General features: G+C 64.6%; 18 protein-coding genes. 9 read left to right on the top strand and 9 right to left on the bottom strand.

Features of this window, described 5'->3' with window-relative positions:
* From VJ811_RS07715 to VJ811_RS07680, 8 genes are all read left to right on the top strand, one after another.
* A partial coding sequence (locus VJ811_RS07715; RefSeq protein WP_324071677.1) for an amidohydrolase family protein occupies positions 1–1132 on the top strand: 1132 nt, incomplete at its 5' end.
* 47 nt (positions 1133–1179) lie between these two features.
* Entirely contained in the window at positions 1180–2481 is a 1302-nt protein-coding gene (locus VJ811_RS07710) for an MFS transporter (RefSeq protein ID WP_324071676.1), read from the top strand.
* 32 nt (positions 2482–2513) lie between these two features.
* Positions 2514–5297 carry a M14 metallopeptidase family protein gene (locus VJ811_RS07705; RefSeq protein ID WP_324071675.1) on the top strand — a complete coding sequence of 928 codons (2784 nt, stop codon included), beginning with the start codon at positions 2514–2516 and terminating at the stop codon, positions 5295–5297.
* Positions 5284–6189 (top strand): creatininase family protein, encoded by a 906-nt coding sequence (locus VJ811_RS07700; protein ID WP_324071674.1) that lies wholly within the window; start codon positions 5284–5286, stop codon positions 6187–6189. The genes VJ811_RS07705 and VJ811_RS07700 overlap by 14 nt, the downstream gene beginning before the upstream one ends.
* Entirely contained in the window at positions 6186–7115 is a 930-nt protein-coding gene (locus tag VJ811_RS07695) for an MBL fold metallo-hydrolase (RefSeq protein ID WP_324071673.1), read from the top strand. The genes VJ811_RS07700 and VJ811_RS07695 overlap by 4 nt, the downstream gene beginning before the upstream one ends.
* Positions 7116–7151: 36 nt before the next feature.
* Complete coding sequence (locus tag VJ811_RS07690; protein WP_324071672.1) at positions 7152–8732, top strand: TIGR01244 family sulfur transferase; 1581 nt, start codon at positions 7152–7154, stop codon at positions 8730–8732.
* Entirely contained in the window at positions 8693–9526 is an 834-nt protein-coding gene (locus tag VJ811_RS07685; protein ID WP_324071671.1) for a sulfite exporter TauE/SafE family protein, read from the top strand. Before VJ811_RS07690 ends, VJ811_RS07685 begins: the two co-directional genes overlap by 40 nt.
* A gap of 88 nt (positions 9527–9614) precedes the next feature.
* Entirely contained in the window at positions 9615–10907 is a 1293-nt protein-coding gene (locus VJ811_RS07680; RefSeq protein WP_324071669.1) for an Nramp family divalent metal transporter, read from the top strand.
* A 63-nt stretch (positions 10908–10970) separates the two neighbouring features.
* Here the strand turns inward: VJ811_RS07680 and VJ811_RS07675 are convergent, their stop codons facing one another.
* The 9 genes from VJ811_RS07675 to VJ811_RS07640 all read right to left on the bottom strand — a co-directional run bounded on the left by VJ811_RS07675 (position 10971) and on the right by VJ811_RS07640 (position 15579).
* Entirely contained in the window at positions 10971–12239 is a 1269-nt protein-coding gene (locus VJ811_RS07675; protein WP_324071668.1) for a site-specific integrase, read from the bottom strand.
* Positions 12240–12332: 93 nt separating this feature from the next.
* The gene (locus tag VJ811_RS07670; protein WP_324071667.1) at positions 12333–12578 is read right to left on the bottom strand and encodes a hypothetical protein; all 246 of its coding nucleotides are present in this window, start codon (positions 12576–12578) and stop codon (positions 12333–12335) included.
* A complete protein-coding gene (locus tag VJ811_RS07665; RefSeq protein WP_324071665.1) occupies positions 12575–12919 on the bottom strand; it encodes a hypothetical protein in 345 nt (114 codons plus the stop codon). The genes VJ811_RS07670 and VJ811_RS07665 overlap by 4 nt, the downstream gene beginning before the upstream one ends.
* Positions 12916–13326, bottom strand: a complete 411-nt coding sequence (locus VJ811_RS07660) for a hypothetical protein (RefSeq protein ID WP_324071664.1) — start codon at positions 13324–13326, stop codon at positions 12916–12918. Before VJ811_RS07660 ends, VJ811_RS07665 begins: the two co-directional genes overlap by 4 nt.
* On the bottom strand, positions 13313–13897 hold the full coding sequence (locus tag VJ811_RS07655; protein WP_324071678.1) for an HNH endonuclease: 585 nt from the start codon (positions 13895–13897) through the stop codon (positions 13313–13315). Before VJ811_RS07655 ends, VJ811_RS07660 begins: the two co-directional genes overlap by 14 nt.
* A 151-nt stretch (positions 13898–14048) precedes the next feature.
* On the bottom strand, positions 14049–14531 hold the full coding sequence (locus VJ811_RS07650; RefSeq protein WP_324071663.1) for a hypothetical protein: 483 nt from the start codon (positions 14529–14531) through the stop codon (positions 14049–14051).
* Positions 14532–14585: 54 nt separating this feature from the next.
* Complete coding sequence (locus tag VJ811_RS19400; protein WP_414711921.1) at positions 14586–14714, bottom strand: hypothetical protein; 129 nt, start codon at positions 14712–14714, stop codon at positions 14586–14588.
* A gap of 50 nt (positions 14715–14764) precedes the next feature.
* Positions 14765–15013, bottom strand: a complete 249-nt coding sequence (locus VJ811_RS07645; RefSeq protein WP_324071662.1) for a hypothetical protein — start codon at positions 15011–15013, stop codon at positions 14765–14767.
* Between the two features lie 68 nt (positions 15014–15081).
* Entirely contained in the window at positions 15082–15579 is a 498-nt protein-coding gene (locus VJ811_RS07640) for a PilZ domain-containing protein (RefSeq protein ID WP_324071661.1), read from the bottom strand.
* Between the two features lie 488 nt (positions 15580–16067).
* Between VJ811_RS07640 and VJ811_RS07635 the strand changes: the two genes are divergently transcribed.
* Positions 16068–21231, top strand: a 5164-nt coding sequence (locus VJ811_RS07635; RefSeq protein ID WP_324071660.1) for a VCBS domain-containing protein, incomplete at its 3' end; no start/stop codon positions are given.

Raw genomic sequence — 21231 nt, 5'->3', positions numbered from 1 at the left:
GCCCGATGCGACCGGCTGGGGCGCCGACGCGAAGATCATCGATGCGGCGGGCAAAACCGTGATGCCGGGCCTCATCGACATGCACACCCATGTCACCTATCCCGACCGCGCGTCGCCGTTCGACGAGCAGGGCAGCGAAGGCGCCGGGACGCTGCGCGGCCAGCGCAACCTTCGCTATTTTCTCGAATCCGGCTTCACTTCGGTTCGCGACCTCAACGGCGTCAGCAATGCGCCGTTCCTGCTCAGCCAATGGAGCGCAGCGAACATGATCCCGGCGCCGCGCGTCTTCGCCGCGGGCTGGATCATCACCGGCACCGGCGGTCACGCGACCGAGCGCCCAGTTATTCCCAGCCACGGTCCCGACTATGCGAAGGAAGTCGATGGTCCCGACGCATGGCGCCACATGGTGCGCAAGGCGTTCAAGGAAGGCGCGAGCGTCATCAAGATCGCAAGCCATTTCGCACCCGACGAAGTGCGCGCCGGAATCGAGGAAGCGCATCTGCTCGGGATCAAGGTCACCTGCGACTGTGAGACCATCTACACCGAGATGGCGGTCGACGCGGGCATCGACATGATCGAGCATCCATTGCCGCGCTCGGACGCCGCGATCGCCAAGATGGCGAAAAAGAAGATCGCCGCCGTGCCGACGCTGCAGGTCTACCAGAATCTGCTCGACCGCGCCGGCGGCTTCTATGGTTCGACGTCGCGCCGCTTCACCATGACCAGCCAGGGCAATTTCGACGAGTTCAAGAAGATGAAGGCCGCCGGCATCGTCATGGGGATCGGCACCGATACGATCGGCGATGCGAGCCTCATGGTTCCGAACAGCTATATCGCCGAGCTCAAATGGTTCGTGCGCGGCGGCTATTCGGTGACCGACGCCTTGAAAGCGGGAACGATCGTCAACGCCCGCCTTCTCGACATGGGCGACGAGCTAGGCAGCATCGAGCCCGGCAAGCTTGCCGACATCATCATCGTCAACGGTCGTCCCGACGAGAATCTCGACGATCTCGCCAAAGTCGAGCAGGTCATCAAGGACGGCCAATGGCTGATCAGGGACGGCGAACTCGCCACCCCGCGTCATGTCTCGACCCCGCTCGTCAAGCCCTCGCCCCCGGCGGACGTGAAGTGACGCGCCGCGCGTCGTTTCCGGCCGTTTAGGGAAGGCGCGCGATGGACGTGACCGACGCTGCCGCCGGACGCATCGAACCGACGCGCCGCGAGACCGCGCGCGCGCTCGGCTCGGCGATGATCGGTAACTGGTTCGAGCTCTTCGATTTCATCATCTACGGCTATTTCGCAGCGCAGATCGGGCATGCGATGTTTCCCGAGGCCGACCCGGTGACGATCATCCTGTCGAGTTTCGCGACCTATGGCGTCGGCTTCGTCATGCGGCCCGTCGGCGGCGTCGTGCTCGGGCATTTCGGTGACCTCTACGGCCGCAAGAGCGCGCTCGTCTTCACCATGTTGCTGATGGCGGGCGCCACCGGTGCCACCGGCCTCATCCCATCCTATGCGACAATCGGGATTGCGGCGCCGATCCTGCTCGTCATTTGCCGGCTCCTGCAAGGCTTTGCCGCGGGCGGCGAATGGGGCGGCGCGACCACCTTCCTCGTCGAATATGCGCCGGCGCACCGGCGCGGCTTCTACGGCGCCCTCCAGCAATTGAGCACGAGCGTCGCGATCCTCTCGGCGCTCGGCACTTCGCTCCTGCTCAATGCACTCCTCACCGAACAGCAGATGATTGATTGGGGCTGGCGTATTCCCTTCCTGCTCGGCTTTCTCGTCGCGCCGGTCGGCTTCTACCTGCGCCGAAGCGTCCGCGAGACGCCGCGCTACCGCGCGGCGAGCGAGGACCGTTCGGCAAGCCCGATCCGCGAGGTGATCGCGCACCACCGCGGGGCGGTCGCCAATGTCTTCGGCGTCGCGATCATCTGGTGCGTCGCGGGCTATACATTTGGTGCCTTTCTTATCAGCTATGCGACCGAGCTTCTCCACATCGAGCGCGGCACGGTCCTTCTCGCGATAACCGTCGGCACGCTCGTCAACCTCGCCGTCATCCCGCTCGCCGGGCATCTCTCGGACCGCTTCGGGCGCAAGCCCTTTCTCGTCGCGAGCGCAACGGGCTTCCTCCTCTTCGTCTTTCCGCTCTTCCACGCAATGGCGACCTACCAGGCGCCCTGGACCATCTATGCGACGGCGATCGCGGCGGGGATCTTAAGCGGCCTCTACAGCGGCTGCGCGCCGACTTTCCTGTGCGAACTTCTGCCCACCCGCGTGCGCTATTCTGCTCTGTCGGTTGGCTACAATGGCGCGGTGATGCTCTTCGGCGGCTTCGCGCCCTTCATCGCGACCTTGCTTATCCAGCAGACGGGCGCGCTCGCGGCGCCCGCCTTCTACGTCATGTCGGCCGCCGCGCTGACGCTTGTCTTCCTGCTTCGACTGAAAGCGCCCGATCAGGCCACCGCGCTCGATCGCTAGCCGCCAACAACCAACCAAGAGGGTCCCGACTTATGAAACGACTGGCTGCCGCCGCCGCCTTCGCGTGGCTGATGACGACGAGCGCCGCGATCGCTGGCCCGGTTCCGACGCCGAAGGAGGTGCTCGGGCACGACATGGGCGAGGACCGCTATGTCGCGAGCTACACCGAGACCGCGATTTACTGGAAGCGGCTTGCCGAGGTCAGCGACCGGATCAAGCTCGTCGATATCGGTCCGACCGTCGAGAAGCGGCGCCAGCTCATGGCGATCGTCTCCTCGCCCGAAAATCTCGCGATGCTCGACAAATATAAGGATATTTCGGAGCGGCTCGGTCGCGCCGAGGGGCTGACCGACGAGCAGGCGCAAACGCTCGCCGCCGAGGGCAAGGCGGTAATCTGGGTCGACGGCGGAATCCATGCCAGCGAGACGCTCACCCACTCGGCGATCATCCAGCAGGTCTACGATCTCGTGAACAGCGACGACGCCGAGGCGAAGCGCATCCGCGACAATGTCATCATCCTGTTCGCCGCCAACAATCCCGACGGGCAGGAGCTGGTCGCGAATTGGTATATGCGGATCAAGGATCCGGCGAAACGTGAGGCGGGCTTCGAAAGCCTGCCTAAGCTCTATCACGCCTATGTCGGCCACGATAACAACCGCGATTTCTACATGGCCGAGATGCCCGAGACGCAGAATATCACCCGCGTCCTGTTCCGTGACTGGCGTCCGCAGGTCGTGCTCAACCAGCATCAGACCGGCCCCGCCGGCACCGTCGTCTTCATCCCGCCCTTCCGCGACCCGTTCAACTTCAACTTCGATCCGCTCGTGATGACGAGCCTCGAAGAGGTTGGCGCGGCGATGCAGTCGCGGCTGCTCGCCGAAGGTAAACGCGGCGGCACCTCGCGCGACGGGGCGCATTACGACACCTGGTACAACGGAAATCTGCGCTCGATCTCCTATTTCCACAATGCGATCGGCATCCTCACCGAGACGATCGGCAAGCCGGTGCCGATCGTCATCGAACTTGTCCCCGAGCGCCAGCTCCCGGGCAACAACCAGCCCGCGCCGATCGCGCCGCAGAAATGGCATATCGGCCAGTCGCTCGAATACAGCATGACGATCAACCGCGCGGTGCTGAGCTATGCCGCCGCGAACCGCGAGAAGCTGCTCTTCAACATCTACCGCATGGGTGCGAACAGCATCGCGCGCGGCAGCAAGGACAGCTGGACGATGACGCCGACCCGCATCGCCGAGATGCACGCCGCCTCGGCGGCGACCGGTGCCAAGCCCGTCGCGACGCGCACGCGCGGCAGCAGTTCGATCGACCCGCGCTTCTATGGCGAGGTCATGACCAATCCGGCCAATCGCGACGCGCGCGCTTATGTGATCGATCCTGCGCAGCGCGACTATCCGACCGCGATCCGTTTCCTGAATGCGCTCATCAAACTCGGCGTCGATGTCGATCGGTCGAGCGCGCCGTTCACGGCGAACGGAAAAGATTATCCGGCCGGCACCTATTTCGTGCGCACCGCACAGGCTTATCGGCCGCATATCCTCGATATGTTCGAGCCGCAGGATTATCCCGAGAATTTCGAATATCCCGGCGGGCCGCCGATCCCGCCCGCCGACGCGACCGGCTATACGCCCGCCTTCCAGATGGGCGTCGCCTTCGAGCGCGTTCTTGATGCGCTCGAGGTCCCGTCAACGCGTGTCGGCACCGTTCTTTCAAACCGCCCGGGCCGCATCGTCGGCGAGGGCAAGGCCGGTTATCTCGTCGGCCACGGCGCCAACAACAGCTTCATCTTGTCGAACCGCCTGTTGAAAGCCGGACAGCCGGTTTCCTGGCTGACCGCGCCGCTGGGCGTTGCCGGCGGCCCGGCCGAACCCGGCGCGCTGTGGGTTCCCGCGAGTCCCACGGCGACACCCATCGTCGAGGCTGCGGCCAGCGAACTCGGGCTCGATATCGAACGCGCGGCAGCGGCGCCGGTCGGCGACCGCACCGCGATGAAGCGTCCGCGGATCGCGCTCGTCGACATCTACGGCGGGCTGATGCCGACCGGATGGATGCGCTGGATCTTCGACCAGCATGAATTTCCTTTCACGATCGTCTATCCGCGGCAGCTCGACGCCGGGAAGCTTCGCAAGGATTTCGATGTCGTCATCCTGCCGCACGCGGCGTTCCAGCTCCAGGCTGCGCGCGCGAGCGGCGACGGCATGTTCCGCGGTCGCGGCGACGACAAGCAGCCCAAGCCCGAGGAAATCCCCGCCGAATATCGCGCTTGGCTGGGCACGGTTACCCCCGGCAAGACCATCCCGGCGCTGAAGGCCTTCGTCGAGGACGGGGGTTCGCTGATCGCGATGGGCGGGTCGGCGCAGGCGCTCGCGCAGGCGATGGACCTGCCGGTCGAGGATGCGGTCGCCGAAACGGTCGATGGCAAGACCGCGCGCCCGCCGCGCAGCAAATTCTATGTGCCGGGGGCGCTCGTCGAAGCGTCGGTCGACCGCGCTTCGCCCTTCGCTTACGGTATGCCCGACAAGGTCGATCTCTTCTTCGACGACAGCCCGGTGTGGAAGCTCAAGCCGGGTGCGACCGGCGTCCAGGTCCCGGTGCGCTTTGCCGGCGTCCCGAAACTCAAAAGCGGCTGGGCGCACGGTCTCGACCGGCTCGATGGCGCAGCCGCGATCGTCGAGGTCGATCGCGGCAAGGGCCGGATCGTCCTGATCGGGCCCGAGGTGGCGCTCCGCGCGCAAACCCACGGCGCGTTCAAGCTGTTATTCAACGCCATCTATCTGGGCGCGGGCCATGGCGCGCGCTGAGGCGAGAACAAAGGCGCGCGCGGGAGGACATAGCGAAACCGCGGCGGCGTCCGCGCGGGCGGCCGAGGCGCCGGCAAAGCGCGCGCACGCGCTCCAGGATTTGAGCTGGCCCGAGTTTCGCGCGCGGCTCGCCGGCAACCCGCCGATCCTGCTTCCGCTCGGGAGCCAGGAACAGCAGGGGCCGCATGCACCGATGGGCGATTATGTGCTTGCCGAGCAGCTCGCGCTGGCGGCTGCCAAACGCGCGGGCGCGATCTGCGCGCCGGTGCTGCCTTTCGGCCATGCCGATTTCTTCCGCGGCGCGGCGGGCGGTGTCCAGCTTCGCGCGGCAACCTTCACCATGCTGCTCGAGGATATGGTCACCGCTTTCCTCGATCATGGTCTGAGCCATATCATCATTTGTAACGGGCACTCTACCAACGCGCCGCTGATCGCGCAGGTCGCGCAGAAGGTGCGGCGCGAGCGCGGCATCATGATCGCCTCGCTCAACCTCTGGCGGATGATCCCGGACAGCCTCTGGGACGAGGTGCATGGCGCGGGAAGCGCGCGGGCGCGCGGGCATGGCGCCGATCCCGTAACCTCCGTCGGTCTGCATCTGACCCCCGAACTCATGCGCATGGGCGCGGCGCGACCGGCGATGCGCTCGAAGGTGTTCGGCCTGCCGTCGACGAGCCAGTTCGCGGGCGTGACCTTCGACGGCTTCGAAGTCGCGCTGCCGCTCGATGTAACCGAAGTCGCGTCGAACGGCGTCGGCGCGGGTGATCCGACGCTCGCTTCCGCCGCGGCCGGCGAGCGCTTCACCGACTGGATCGTCGGCGCGGTCGCCGACTTCATTGCGCATTTCCGGCGCTGCGATCCGGCGCGTCCGCACCTCGGGCCACAAGCATCATGAGCGATCCGAGCGCAGACCCGGCGCTGGCAGCGGCGCGCGAGCAGCTTCTCGGTGCAGCGAAGGGCGCCGCTGCGGTGCGGGCCTTCTTCGATCCCGCGACTTCGACCATTTCCTATGTCGTCCACGATCCGGCGACGATGCGCGGCGCGGTCATCGACAGCGTTCTCGACTATGATGCGGCCTCGGGGCGGACTTCGACCGCGTCGGCCGAAGCGATCGTCGCACATGTGCGCGAATCCGGCATCACGATCGACTGGCTGCTCGAGACCCATGCGCATGCCGACCATCTGTCGGCGGCGCCCTGGCTTGGGAATATCCTCGGCGGCACGATAGCGATCGGCGAGCATATCCGCGACGTCCAGGCGGTGTTCGGCGACATTTTCAACGCCAGCGCCGAGTTTCGCCGCGACGGTTCGGACTTCGGCAGGCTCTGGGCGGATGGCGAACGTTTTGCGATCGGCAACCTCCCGGTCACCGTGCTCCACGTCCCGGGCCATACGCCGGCATGCGTCGCCTATGCGATCGGCGACATTGTCTTCGTCGGCGATACGATGTTCATGCCCGACTACGGCTCGGCGCGCGCCGATTTCCCGGGAGGCGACGCGGCGCAGCTCTTCCGCTCGCTGCGCCGCATCCTTGAGCTCCCCGGTGATACGCCGCTCTTTCTGTGCCACGACTATCTGACCGCCGATCGGCAGGCGCATTGTTGGGAAACCACGGTTGCGGCGCAGCGCACGGACAATGTCCACGCGCGCGACGGCGTTACGGAAACCGAGTTCGTCGCCCGGCGCCGCGCCCGCGACGCGGGGCTGTCGATGCCCGCGCTGCTGCTGCCCGCGGTGCAGGTGAACATGCGCGCCGGACGCCTGCCTCCCGCCGAGGATAATGGCGTCGCCTATCTCAAGATACCCATCGACCGGCTGTAGGCGCCGGCCCCCTGAACCCCGGCGAACGGAGAGACTATGACCATCAGAACCCTGACCCCGACGCTTAGCGTGTCGCCGCAGATCGGCCCCGCCGATGTCGCCGGGCTAGCCGCGTCGGGCATTCGCGCGATCATCTGTAATCGCCCTGATGGCGAGGAACCGGGGCAGCCCACGGCCGCCGCCGTCGCCGCCGAGGCCGAGGCGCACGGCCTTCGCTTCGTCCACATCCCCGTCGTTTCGGGAACGATCGACGAGGGCGATGCCGCCGCGATGGCGCGCGCGCTTGCCGACCTTCCGGCGCCGGTGCTCGCCTATTGCCGTTCGGGCGCACGGTCCGAGCAGCTCACCGGCAAGGCGGCGGCAAGGGGCGGCGATGGCAGCGTCGCGCGCTACGATGTCGTCGTGATCGGCGGGGGTAGCGCGGGGCTTGCAGCTGCCGCGAGTATCCTGCGCCGCCGCAAGGGCGTGTCGGTCGCGATCGTCGAGCCGAGCGAAGACCATTATTACCAGCCGGGATTCACGATGGTCGGCGGCGGCATATTCGCGGCCGAGGCGACGCGGCGAGGCGAGGCGGCGCTGATCCCCGAAGGCGCCGAATGGATCCGCGGCGCGGCAGCTGTTTTCGACCCCGCCGGGAACCGCGTCACGCTCGGTGACGGGCGGGTGATCGGCTACCGCGCGCTGGTCGTCTGCCCGGGCCTGAAACTCGACTGGGATGCCATTCCGGGGTTGACCGAAGCGCTGGGCGCGGACGGAGTGACCTCCAATTATCGCTATGATCTGGCGCCCTACACCGATCGGCTGGTGCGCCGATTACGCGGCGGCCGGGCGCTCTTCACCCAGCCGCCGATGCCCATCAAATGCGCGGGCGCTCCGCAAAAGGCGATGTATCTCTCATGTCATCGCTGGGAGAGCGCCGGGCTGCTCGGGCAGATGGACGTGCAATTTCATACCGCGACGCCGTCGCTTTTCGGCGTGGCCGCCTATGTGCCGGCGCTTGAGAGCTATATTGCACGCTACGGAATCGACCTGCAGCTCGAATCACGGCTCGTGTCGATCGACGGCGCGGCGAAGGTCGCGCTGTTCGAGCAGCGTCGCGGCGACGCCGTTCACCGCGTCGAAGAGCGTTTCGACATGATCCATGTCGTGCCGCCACAGGTCGCCCCCGAATTCATCGCCTCGAGTCCGCTCGCGGCGCCTTCGGGCTTCGTCGCGGTCGACGAGGCGACGCTCCGCCATCCCCTCCATGCGAACGTCTTCGCGCTCGGCGACGTCGCGGCGACGACCAACGCCAAGACCGCCGCGGCAGCGCGCAAGCAGGCGCCGGTCGCCGCGCTCAACGTCCTCGCGGCGCTCGACGGCGCCCCCCCGGTCGCCGTTTATGACGGCTATGGAAGCTGCCCGCTCACCGTCGAGGCGGGCAAGATCGTGCTCGCCGAATTCGGTTATGGCGGCAAATTGCTCCCGACCTTTCCCAAATGGCTGATCGAGGGGACGCGGCCTTCGCGCCTTTCCTGGCTGCTCAAGGAAAAGATCCTGCCGCCCGTCTATTGGCACGGCATGCTGCGCGGCCGCGAATGGCTGGCGGCGCCGCGACCGATCGGTTCGGGCGGGTGACGCTCGATCCGCTCCAATATCTGCTTGGCGGTCTGTCGGGCGGCATCGTCGGCTTCACGCTCGGCCTCGTAGGCGGCGGCGGCTCGATCCTCGCCGTGCCGCTGATGGTCTATCTTGTCGGCGTCGCCAGCCCCCATGTCGCGATCGGAACGAGCGCGCTCGCCGTCGCCGCCAACGCCGCCTCGGGACTCGCGCAGCACGCGCGCGCTGGGACGGTCAAATGGCGCTGCGGCTTTCTCTATGCGGGAAGCGGGGTTGTGGGGGCGCTGGCCGGGTCGATGATTGGCAAGGCGATCGACGGGCAGAAGCTGTTGTTCCTGTTCGCTCTGCTGATGCTCGGCGTCGGGGTGCTGATGCTGCGCGGACGGAATAATCCCGGGGTGGAAGGCGCGGCCTGCAATCGTCACAACGCCCCAAAGGTGCTCGGCTACGGCCTCGGCACCGGCGGCTTTTCGGGCTTCTTCGGCATAGGTGGCGGTTTCCTGATCGTACCCGGGCTCATCGCATCGACGAGGATGCCGATCCTCAACGCCGTCGGCACCAGTCTCGTCGCGGTGACTGCCTTCGGTCTCACCACGGCGCTCAGCTACGCCGCCTCGGGGCTCGTCGACTGGACGCTCGCGAGCGTGTTCATCGTGGGCGGGCTCCTCGGAGGCATCGTGGGCGCCCGCGCCGCGCGCACGCTGTCGAGCCGCGGCTCGCTATCCACGATCTTCGCCGGACTGATCTTCGCGGTTGCCGCCTATATGCTCGTCCGCAGCGCAGGCGCGCTTCTTGCCGGTGCCGGCGGTTGATGTCCGACCGGTGCAGCTCGATGCTCATATCGCGTCTTCCTGCTGAAGCCATGCAGCCCCAACATCCCGACGACGGAGAGGCTTTATCATGACCGCGCCGAACCCTGGCTTCGCAGCACCCGATGGGCGCAGCGGATGCGACGCGCCGCCACGCGGGCTTGCGCGCTGGAAGCTCGTCGGGCCCGGCATCGTCGTTGCCGCGACCGGCGTCGGCGCGGGCGATCTCGTCGCGACCCTCGTGGCGGGCGCACGCTTCGGATATGCGTTGCTCTGGGCGGCGGTCATCGGCGGTATCGTCAAGATCGCGCTCGCCGAGGCGACCGGCCGCTATCATCTCGCGACCGGCTCGACAATCCTCGAAGGCTGGCGCTCGCTCGGCCGCTGGACGGGCTGGTACTTCGGCATCTACATCATCCTCTGGGGCTTCGTGTACGGCGGCACTGCGATGAGCGCGACGGCGCTGCCGTTGTCGGCGCTCTTCCCTGGCCTGCTGCCCTTCTGGGCCTGGGGCGCCCTTTCGGGCCTGCTCGGGGCCACATTCGTGCTGCTCAATCGTTATGCGATCTTCGAAGCAGCGATGAAGCTGTTCATCGGCATCATGTTCGTCGTGGTCGTCGGCCTCGCTATCCTCGTCGCGCCAAACTTCGGAGAGGCGCTGGGTGGCCTTGTCCCGCGCCTTCCAGACGGATCGGTGATCTACACCCTCGGTCTGATCGGCGGCGTCGGCGGCACGATCACGCTCGCCGCCTATGGCTATTGGGTCAACGCCAAGGGTTGGAATACCACGGCCTGGATGGGGATGATGCGGTTTGACAACCGCGTCGCCTATATCGTGACCGGCATCTTCGTCGTCGCCATGCTCATCGTCGGCGCCGAGCTGCTCCATGCCGCGCAGATCAGCCTCGCCGACGGTGATCGTGGTCTGCTCGACCTCGAGGCGGTGCTCGCCGACCGGTTCGGGTCGCGGGTGGCGACGATTTTCCTGATCGGCTTTCTCGCCACCACCTTCTCCTCCATCCTCGGCGTCTGGCAGGGCGTATCGCTGCTGTTCGCCGACTTTGTGCGCAATATGCGCGGCACGCATGTGGCGGGCGACCGCACCGACCTCGAGACCAGCCCGGGTTTCCGCTTCTATGTGCTGTGGCTGACTTTTCCGCCGATGATCTTGCTCATGCTCGGCCAGCCCTTCGCACTCATCATCGCCTATGGCGCGTTCGGCGCCTTCTTCATGCCGTTCCTCGCGCTTACGCTGATCTGGCTGCTCAACGGGCGGGCGGTGCCGCGCGAATGGCGTTCGGGCTGGCTCTCAAACCTCCTTCTCGCGCTCGCATCGATCCTGTTCGTCGTTCTTTGCGCGCACCAGATCTCGTCGATGCTCTAGCGAACGGCGAGCGAACTTTCGCTGGCGCAAAGTCAACCGAATCAGGGCCCAAACGCAGCCCGGCTAAGCGGCGAGCTGCATCGTTCGCTGTTTGGCGGCGCCCCGCGCAAGCAGTCGCTCGATCTCGTCGGAGGTCCGCTGAACCGCGAGCTTCAGCGCCTCGTCGATATGGACATAGTCTTGCGTCACATTCTGCGAGGCATGACCCAGCATCGCCCGGATCGTAAGTTCAGAAAATCCGAGGTCGCCGGCAACGCTTCCGAAGGTGTGGCGAAGAGTGTGCGGCGTGACGCCTTTGATCCCTGCCAGGCCGCACACCCGCTTCAGGCAATCGCTGACCGCGGTGAACGGGCCTTCCCCAATCGCCGATGGAAACAAGTGCGGGTTGCCGGCAATCTCCGCCTGCGCTTCGAGCACACGGATTGCGGCGGGCCCAATCGCACGAATTTGCGCGCCGCCCTTGGTGTCGGGAAACATGACATAGCCGCGATCGGGGTGCAGCCAGCTGCGGTGCATCGCTTGGCCTTCCTGACGGCGATAGCCGGTCAGAAGCAATGTGCGCAGCACGCCAAGGGCGACCGGGTTTTCCCCGCTGGCCTCGGCATAGGCGATTGCCTTTCCGAGCATCTCGATCTCGGCGGCGCTCAGGCGCCGGGTTCTTTTCTTTCCGGCGAGTTTCTTGGCCCCAAGCGTCGGATGGGTTTCGAGAAGGCCCTTGTGCTTGGCGTGGCCGAGGATCGCCTGGAGCGTGCCGACGCAGCGACCTGCCACGCCGGGACCACCCGTCGCCTTTCCGCCTCGGCCTCCTGTCCGGGGCTTTGCAGTCTTACCGTTCTTCACATCGGTCTGCATTTGCTCGACGACCGCAATTGTCAGATGCTTGACGATGCGATTGCCGATTAGGGGGCCGATATGCGTGCGGATGCGGCTCTCATCCAGATCGAGCGACGATGTCTTGATGGGCACGTTCTTGCGGCCAAGAATGTTGCCGGCCCGCGCTTCGGTTAAGTACCAGTCGCACATTTCCGATACTGTCATGCCTTTACGAGCCTGCCGCGTCTTGTCGGCGGGATCTTCTCCAACAATGACCTCGGCCAGCTTAAGCTTCGCAAGATCACGGGCTTGGTCGACAGTCAGCACGCCAAAGCGCCCGAGGTTCATACGGCGCTTGATGCCCTCGGCATTTCGATACTGGACGACAAAGGTCTTGATGCCCGACGCCATGATCCGAAGACCGAAGCCCTTTACCTCGGTGTCCCACAGAATGACCTGTTTCGTTTTTGGGGGAACGAGGGCGTCTATGGCCCGCTTGGTCAACTTCACTATCGGCATGCGCACCTCCTGCTGGAGACACAGCCTCGGAAATCGCCAGTGTCTCCAATGTGTCTCCAAATTTGCGGAAAATGGGGACGGCCGCAGGATACATTAGGTCAAAAAGGTTTTCAATAAATTGCGTAAAAATAGTGGGATAGCGCAGTATCGGAAGGTATCGAAAAGGTAGACCGGCAAGTTGCCAAGGTTGGGGTCGAGGGTTCGAATCCCTTCGCCCGCTCCAGTTTTCCTAGATAAATCAGTGAGATAACCGCCTTCAAGGCGAGGCGATTTTGCGCCTTCGATCTGTGTCGCCACCATGTCGCCACGGGGATGTAAACCAAGGGCCGCGATTTTCACTTCGGAGATGCCGAGTGAGTGGACTCCTTGCGGCGCAGCCAGCGTCTCAAAAGTCGGCTCGCAAGTGCCCGCACATCGGCGTCCATGCTCTCGACACTCACGTTCGCCAACTTTATCGCCTTCGCCCTTTCAAGGAAATCGAGGCTTTCGGCCTCCGCCTGTGAGAGCATCACGATGTCGGCGGAAGGGAGTGCCGATTTGATCTGCGCCTTGCAGTCGATAGCAAACTTGCTGGACGCGAAATCCGTCGAGCGATGCACCAGTAATAGGTCAATGTCACTCGGTCGGGTCTTGCCCTTGAAAAACGAGCCGAACCCATAAACCGTAAGGCTCTCGGTCAAAGGAGGCCTCGCTTCTTGTAGCGCTGCTCGTCCCAGTCACTGAGATAGGCCCAGAAATCGGGTCGATTGAGCGCAGCCATAAAATCCCGGATGCTAAAGAGACCGACCTGCTCGTCACGGCATTGCATCTTGAGGTCGTCCGAATATCCGCACCAGTTGGACGAGATGATAATCACATCCAATTTTCCGAGCTTAGTGGTCGTTTCCAGATACTCAGCAGCGCCGTAGGAATAGCACTCGCAAATGAAAGCTTCGAGCACGGTGCCATCGGTCTTGATTAGCCTGTATCTTCCCTCTCCCAATGCCTCTAGGTCGCGCACGCGGCTGTGCGCGCGCATTCGTTGTTCAAAGAAGTCGAAGTGGCCATAGTAGCTCGGCCAAGGGAACGCTTCACTATGCGCTGGCATGCAGGGTCTCTTCAATCAGGTCAGCAAAAGCCTTTGGGAAGCGGACAACACCTTCGTAAGCAATCTCGTCTGCCACCCAACGCTCATAACTGCGAGCGTGGATTTGAAATTCTGCGATGACCCCTTGTTCCGCAAGAGTGAAAGCCTGGACGCCTTCGTTTAGAACTTCAGTGATGCGGCGATTATTCGGTACGATCGTCCCCAGTCGCTCAGAAAGCCAAACAGCATAGGCTGCATCGTTATTCGGGTTCTTGCGCGCGAAATCGGATAGTGGGCCGTAGCTCAACCAAACCTGATGGTTGGCGGCAAGCAGCGGCGAAATTTCACGCGCTATCGCCTGCTTGTCGGTCGCTGGTACTGGATGAAGCCGCAATCGAACGAAGGCTTCGTGAGCAGCCTTGATCTGGTGCAAAAATTCGACCGGAAATCGGCCCTCATTTTCCGCGCGATCAATCAGGCTGTGATGAGTGGGGCACAGAAGAATCAGATTCTGATAGTCATCCCGCTCTTGCGGGGTCTGTGCTGCATTATGGCGGTTCGCGCCGGGTTGGTCGCCGCAAATATGCGCCATCTCGCCCAATGTGTAAGGAGCAAATTCACCGGCTTCGCTGAATGTCAGTCGCTGTCGACAATCAGGAAATGCACATAGCCCGCCCGAAGCTGACCACAGAATTTTTATTTATTTTTGGCTGATTGCCATCGTCGCTACCGCTTCATTCCGTCTACGCTCCAAGTTTATGGGGATCGTTGGCAAAAGGCGGCTTGCCGTGGGCCTGCCGGAACGAGGCGATAAGCTCTGTCTCGACTTCGACCGGGATGCGCTCCGGTGTCTCCTTCCACCCTACAGTCAGCTGGTCTGGGGAAGCCAACTGCCAAATCAGGCGTCCGCCCCAATGCCCGACGGGCTTCCCTGCGCCGAAATCTGCATATTGCGTGAGACGACGCCGTAGTTGGTCGGCTTTCCCGATGTAGACTACTTCTGCGCCCTCGACCCAGTTGGCAGCCAGCGCGTCCAATGTGACAGACGGGTCTTTGCCCTTGAACCAGCCGCCGCAACTGCGGTCGGAGAATGCGATGGGGCTTTCTGCCCTGTAGGCGACGACATAAACGCCACCCGTAGTCGGACAGCCGCTCGTTCGAATGGCTGCGAATGGCAGCCAGCCGGTGAAGCCTGCCTTTTCAAGATTCGACCGCGTAAACATCATGGCGGCGAATTAGCACATTTTCTCAGCGACGCAGGCTGTTTCAATGCATCTCTGTCATGCGGGGCGATTCATGCGCGACACGATTTCGCCGAAAAGTTCGGCTGTATCGCGATTCAAGGCAGCAGCTATAGCCGTGAACTCGATGACATCGATCCGCCGCTCGCCTCGCTCAATGTTGCTGATGTAGGACTGGCCATCGCAACACGCTGAAGAGGCGGGGGGTGAGCGCGTGTTCAGAAATCGGCCGATAGCTGAAGGCTGTGCGGCGGCGGTGCAGTTTCTTCGAGCCCGACGCTATGCCCGGCATAGAGCGTCAGCCAGTCGAGCGGCTTCAGCGCGAGCGAGACGCTGTAGAGCAACTCGTCGGCCTTGGTCCTGCCCGACGCGCCGCGGCGCGAAACATCCTGACGGCAATGCGTCGTCTGGATGCCCGCATTGAGTTCGGCAAAGCGGCGCCCGGCGCCCTCCCTGAAAATTTGCAATTTCCTCCCTTTCGGCGAAGGGGGATCGTGCGCGCGCGTTAAAGATTCGGCGCGGCCAGGGCGCGGGCTCAGCCTGCCGAGAAGTTCAGCGAGACCAGGGCAAAGACCAAGAGAAGAGCCACGGCTGTGAACAACGCCGTGAGCGCCGTGAACAGGATCGCGCTCGACGGCCGCCGCGCATAGAGTTCGTTGGTGTCGCTCGCGGTCGCCGCATTGTCCCTATCATCCGCTTTGTCGTCGGGGGCCGCTTTGAGCAGCGCTGCGCTGATCGCGCTCGCGGGGACGGGCGTCAGGAACTCGCACCCGAAGAGCCTGTCATCTTGGCGAACGACGCGCGCGGGGGCGGCGCCGAGTTCGGGCAAGACCAGCAGGAATGTCTCGCCAATGGCAAAGCCCGCACCGGTCTCGATCAGCAGGCCGGTCCGCGACAGGTTGCGGATGATCACGGCGGATTCGGCCGTGGCCGTGCGCGCGGCAACATCGAGCCGAAGGGTGCGGCGGCGCGTTCGCCTGCGATCGGTCGTTTCGCCGGGATCCGCGATATGGGCCAGCAGGGCTCTCACCACCAACATCTCCTTCGGTGAACAATATCGCCCGGCAACCCTTAACATTGCATTTTCGCCGATGTTTTCAGAATACCCGTTGCAGGGGATCGACCTGATTAAGAGCGTATCGGAATCGCTTAACGCCGCGCGGGGCGCCGGGCTGATTTGCTGCCTGGAGCGCGCGCTGGATGCGATGAACTGTGTAAATTTGTGGTTCTAATCGGGACGGGAACACGACCTCCGCGGCGGGTGATCCCGATGAGCTCTCAGATTAAATCATTGAAAATGCAATGTATCTTATTCGGAAAGCTGTGCAGAGAGGCCGGCTGTTCAGCCAAAATTAGCGATTGCTAAAAATGTGTTAACGCGCTTGCGGAGTCGCGGGAATCCATGTTTCCTAATGGGCGGGGAAAGTCCGAGTCGCTCGGATCGTGGGTCGCACTGACATTGGTGGGAATTTTGCTGTGCCGTTTTTACGGCAGAGCGAGGTGCGTTCGAGGGAAATTGACATGGATGCTTTCGACAATCCGGCGCGGAATGGCATGACGGATCGCGAGCGCGACGGCGCATCGAATGAGCAATCGAGCCGGGCCTTGGCGGGGGGCGAGTTTCTTGCCGCCGCAGCGAATGTGACCGCCGCCGCGTCGATCATACCGCTGGCGATCCAGGCGATCCTCGTTCCCGACGCAAGCGGCCGCATCGCCCTGCCCGCCGGCGCCTCGATCGACGATATCAGGATTTCGGGCACCGACCTGATTATCACGCTGCCTAATGGGCAGGTTTTCATCATACCCGGCGGCGCGGTCGATGTTCCCGCGATCGTCGTCGATGGCGATACGGTGCCCGCGAGCACGGTGGCGCAACTGCTGGAGAATCTGGGCGAGCTGAACCCCGAAGCCGGTGTCCGCAGCTCGGGCGGCAATTTCGCCGATCCCGAAGGCCCGATCCAGGATGCCTATGCGCTCGGCGACCTGCTGCCCTATACGCAGCTTGCGTTTCCGCAGTCCGAGGACCGCGAACTGCTGCCGGCGGTTTCCGACGAAGAACCGACGATCGTCATCGTCACTCCGGACCAGCCCGCCGGGATCGCCGCCGCGACCGCGAGTGTCAACGAAGCCGGTCTTCCAGCGCGCGGAAACGAGCCCGCGGGCAGCAACAGCGCGGCAAACAGCGAAACCACAACGGGTTCGATCGTCTATGACGCCGGTGACGGGCTCGATTCGATCACGATCAACGGCACCGCAATCACCGCCGTCGGTCAAGTCATCACGACGCCTCTCGGCCAGCTGGTCATCACCAGCCTGACACCGGGCAATGTGGGATACAGCTACACGCTGACCGACAATAGCAACGCGAACGACAATCTGACCGACCCGTTCACCGTTGTCGTCACCGACAATGACGGCGACACCGCGACCGCGACGCTGACCGTATCGGTCATCGACGACGTGCCGACCGCTCGGGGCGACACCGACGCGCTCGCGGGCGGCACCCGCGGCCCCGAAACGGGCAATGTGCTGACCGGCGCGGGAACGACCAGCGGCGCGGCCGGCGCCGACACGCCGGGCGCCGACGGCGCGACGCTGACGGGTATCCGCGGCGTGGGCGAGGGCTTCTCGGCGCCCGGTACGGTGCAGGGCCAGTATGGCGCGCTGACGATCAACGCCAACGGCAGCTACAGCTATGTCCGCAATCCGGGCACGCCGGGCGGCGTCAACGACGTCTTCACCTATCGCATCGCGGACGGCGACGGCGACACGTCGACCGCGACACTGACGATCGCGATCGGCGACGCGCCCACCACGATTATTTTCGTCCCCGGCGACGGGGAAAGCGACGCCGGCACGATCGTGCGCGAGGCCGACCTGCCGGCGCGCGGCGGCGAAGCGCCCGGCTCGCAGTTCGATGGCGATGCGGCATCGACCAGCGGCACGATCACCTTTGCCGCGACCGATGGCGTGGGCAGCGTGACGATCGAGGGCGTGACCGTCACGCCGGGATCGCTGCCGCAACAGATTGTCAGCGATGCGACGGGAACGCTGGTCGTCACGGGCTATAGCTACAATGCGCAGACGGGCCAGGGTTCGATCACCTATGTCTATACGCTGAAGGACAATATTCTCGACGGCGACGGTTCGACCGTCAGCTTTGACTTCACGATCACCGATCTCGATGGCGACGCCGCTTCGGATACGCTGGATATCGACATCGTCGACGACGCGCCGGTGGCGCGTCCCGACGCCGACAGCGTGACCGAGGACGGCCCGACGGTCGCCAACGGCAATGTGCTCACGGGTTTGGGTGGCGACGACGCCAATGCGACCGACGGGGCCGCCGACACTCAGGGCGCCGACGGCGCGACCGTCACTGCGGTCACGGGCGGCACGGTTGGGGCGGCAGTGGCGGGCACTTATGGCGCGCTGACACTCAACGCCGACGGCAGCTATTCCTATGCCCTCAACAATGCGGCGCAGCCGGTGCAAGGTCTTGCGGCCGGCGAAACGCTGACCGAGGTCTTCACCTACACGATCACCGACGGCGATGGCGACACGTCAACGACGACGTTGACGATCATAATCAACGGTGCCGACGATGGTATCGCGATCAACGGCATCAACACCCAAGGCGGCGACCTGACCGTCGACGAGGATGACCTGGCCGACGGTTCGTCGCCCGACGCGGCGGCGTTGACGCAGGCAGGCAGCCTCTCGATCTCGACCCCCGACGGGCTCGGCAATGTGACGATCGGCGGGACGCAGGTCGTGACGGGCGGGGTGTTTACCGCAGGCACCGCGACGAGCCCGCTCGGCGCGATCAACATCACGGGCTTCACCCCGGTGACAGGTGCCGACGGGTCGGTGATCGGCGGCACCTTCACCTATAATTACGTCCTTGCGGACAACACGCTGACGCACAGCGTGCAAGGCCAGGACAATGTCACCGACAGTTTTGCAGTCGTGGTGACCGACAGCGATGGATCGACCGGCAGCGACAGCATCGACGTGCGCGTCATCGACGATGTCCCGACCGCGCTTCCCGATGTCGACAGCGTGACCGAGGATAGCGGAAACGGCGACAATCCGCCGGTTGCCGACGGCAATGTTCTGACGGGCTTGGGTGGCGGCGACGCCAACGCGACCGATGGGATCGCTGACATTCAGGGCGCCGACGGCGCAGTGGTCACGGCGGTGACGGGCGGCTCGCTGGGCGAGGCTTTTGCCGGCGCCTATGGCTCGCTGATGCTGGGCGCCGACGGCAGCTATCGCTATGTCTTGAACAACCAGGCGCAGCCGGTGCAAGGTCTTGCGGCCGGCGAAACGCTGACCGAGGTCTTCACCTACACGATCACCGACGGCGATGGCGACACCGCGACCGCGACGCTGACGATCATAATCAACGGCGCCGACGATGGCGTGACGATCAATGGCCTGAACGCCGAGGGCGCCGAGGTCATCGTCAACGAGGACGATCTGGCCGATGGTTCGTCGCCCGACGCGGCGGCGCTGACCCAGCCGGGCAGCTTCACCGTGTCGACCCCCGACGGGCTGGGCAATGTGACGATCGGCGGCACGCAGGTCGTGACGAACGGCGTGTTCACCGCGGGCACTGCGACGAGCCCGCTCGGACTGATCAACATCACCGGCTTTACACCCGTCATCGGCGCCGACGGGTCGGTGATTGGCGGAACCTTCACCTATAATTATGTCCTGTCGGACAACACGCTGACGCACACGAGCATCGGCGAGGATTTCGTCAGCGACAGCTTCGCGGTCGTCGTGACCGACAGCGACGGGTCGGGCGCGAATGCCAGCCTCGACGTGCGCATCATCGACGATGTGCCGACCGCCGGCCCCGACACGGACAGCGTGACCGAGGATGGTCCGCTGACCGCTGACGGTAATGTGCTGACCGGTACGGGCGGCACCGACGGCAATGCGACCGACGGCGCGGCGGATGTTCCCGGCGCCGATGGCGCGAGCGTCACGGGCGTGAGCTTCGGTGCGACGGCCGGCGCCGTGGGCGCGGGGCTGGCGGGCGCCTATGGCACGCTGACGCTGAACGCCGACGGCAGCTATTCCTATGTCCTCAACAATGCGGCGCAGCCGGTGCAGGGTCTTTCGGCCGGGCAGACGCTGACCGAGACTTTTACCTATATCATCACCGACGGCGACGGCGATCCGTCGCCGACGATGCTGACGATCATGATCAACGGCGCCGACGACGGCGTGACGATTAATGGCCTGAATGCCGAGGGCGCCGAGCTGTTCGTCGATGAAGACGATCTGCCGGCGCGCGCGGGCGAAGCGGCGGGCTCGGATACGAGCCCCGACAGCCTGACCGACAGCGACAGCTTCTCGGTGTCGACCCCTGACGGTATGGGCACGGTAGTGCTGACCAGCTTCAACGGCGTGCCGCTCGGCGCGCCGCTGACGCTCGTCGTCGCCAATGGCAGCTTCACGCCGCAATCGGTTGCGACCGCATACGGCACGCTCAACGTCACCGGCTTCACTCCCGTGACCGGTGCCGACGGTTCGGTGATCGGCGGGACATTCACCTATAGCTATACGCTGACCGACAACCGTACCGACCATCCCGCGCTCGGCGAGGACAACCGCACCGACAGCGTTGGCGTGACCGTCACCGACATCGATGGCTCGACCGCCAGCGCGACGATCGACATCCGCATCACCGACGATGTCCCCGACGCGATCGACGACGGCACGACGCAGGTGGTCGAGAACGCGCCGGTGACGATTAACGTGCTTGCCAATGACGCGCAGGGCGCCGACAGCGTCCAGCCTTCGGCGGTCCAGTTCGTCGCGGGTTCGCTCACCGGCACCGGCACGCTCGTCAACAATGGCGACGGCAGCTTTACCTACACGCCCGGCGCGCAGGAAACGGGGACGATCAGCTTCCAGTACCGCGTCTCCGACGGCGACAACGACACCGACGTCGCGACCGCGACGATCACGCTGGTCGCCGATTCGGCGCCGCAGATCCGAAACGCCACCGATCTCACGGTCGACGAGGACGGGCTTCTCGGTGCCAATGCCGACAATGGCCTCGCCGGCGAAGTGACCTCGACCGGCAGCGCGAGCGCGGCCGGGACGATCACCGTCGATTCCGGCAGCGACGTGCCGGCGGCGCTCGCCGGTTCGCTTGTCCTGAACGACAGCGGCGCGCTCGACACGCAGCTTACCGTCGGCGCCGTTCCGGTGACCTTCGCCAAGGACGGCGACGATCTCGTCGGCTCGGTCGGCGGCGCAGAGGTGATCCGCATCGCGCTGACGAGCGCGGTTGCCGGTCCCGGCGCGACCGAAGTCACCTATGGCTATACGGTCACGCTGACGCAGGCGGTCGATCAGGCGCTGCCCGGCGTCGAGGACAGCGATCTGCTCGCGGGCATCGGCTTCACCGTCACCGACAGCGACGGCACCCAGTCGTCGGGCGCGTTCGACGTCACGATCGTCGACGATCTGCCGACGCTCAGCGTCTCCGACACGCCGGTCAGCGTCGTCGAGGGCGCGAGCGTGAACGGCACATGGACGCTCGATCAGGGCGCCGACGGCGTCGCGTCGGTGCTCGTCAGCTTCGGCAGCGGCAGCGCCACGCTGGCGCTGACGCCGGGGAGCAGCGTGTCGATCGCGCAGCCGACGGGCACGCTGACGGTGG

This window comes from Sphingopyxis sp. (assembly GCF_035250425.1).
Lineage (GTDB): Bacteria > Pseudomonadota > Alphaproteobacteria > Sphingomonadales > Sphingomonadaceae > Sphingopyxis.
This window is presented reverse-complemented; position numbering and strand designations above follow the sequence as displayed.

Excerpts from the sequence above, each read along its gene's own strand:
- VJ811_RS07695 (WP_324071673.1), top strand. The coding sequence starts at position 6,186 with ATGAGCGATCCGAGCGCAGACCCGGCGCTGGCAGCGGCGCGCGAGCAG.
- VJ811_RS07675 (WP_324071668.1), bottom strand. The coding sequence starts at position 12,239 with ATGCCGATAGTGAAGTTGACCAAGCGGGCCATAGACGCCCTCGTTCCC.
- VJ811_RS07705 (WP_324071675.1), top strand. The coding sequence starts at position 2,514 with ATGAAACGACTGGCTGCCGCCGCCGCCTTCGCGTGGCTGATGACGACG.
- VJ811_RS07680 (WP_324071669.1), top strand. The coding sequence starts at position 9,615 with ATGACCGCGCCGAACCCTGGCTTCGCAGCACCCGATGGGCGCAGCGGA.
- VJ811_RS07655 (WP_324071678.1), bottom strand. The coding sequence starts at position 13,897 with ATGGCGCATATTTGCGGCGACCAACCCGGCGCGAACCGCCATAATGCA.
- VJ811_RS07690 (WP_324071672.1), top strand. The coding sequence starts at position 7,152 with ATGACCATCAGAACCCTGACCCCGACGCTTAGCGTGTCGCCGCAGATC.
- VJ811_RS07660 (WP_324071664.1), bottom strand. The coding sequence starts at position 13,326 with ATGCCAGCGCATAGTGAAGCGTTCCCTTGGCCGAGCTACTATGGCCAC.
- VJ811_RS07650 (WP_324071663.1), bottom strand. The coding sequence starts at position 14,531 with ATGATGTTTACGCGGTCGAATCTTGAAAAGGCAGGCTTCACCGGCTGG.
- VJ811_RS07700 (WP_324071674.1), top strand. The coding sequence starts at position 5,284 with ATGGCGCGCGCTGAGGCGAGAACAAAGGCGCGCGCGGGAGGACATAGC.
- VJ811_RS07685 (WP_324071671.1), top strand. The coding sequence starts at position 8,693 with ATGGCTGGCGGCGCCGCGACCGATCGGTTCGGGCGGGTGACGCTCGAT.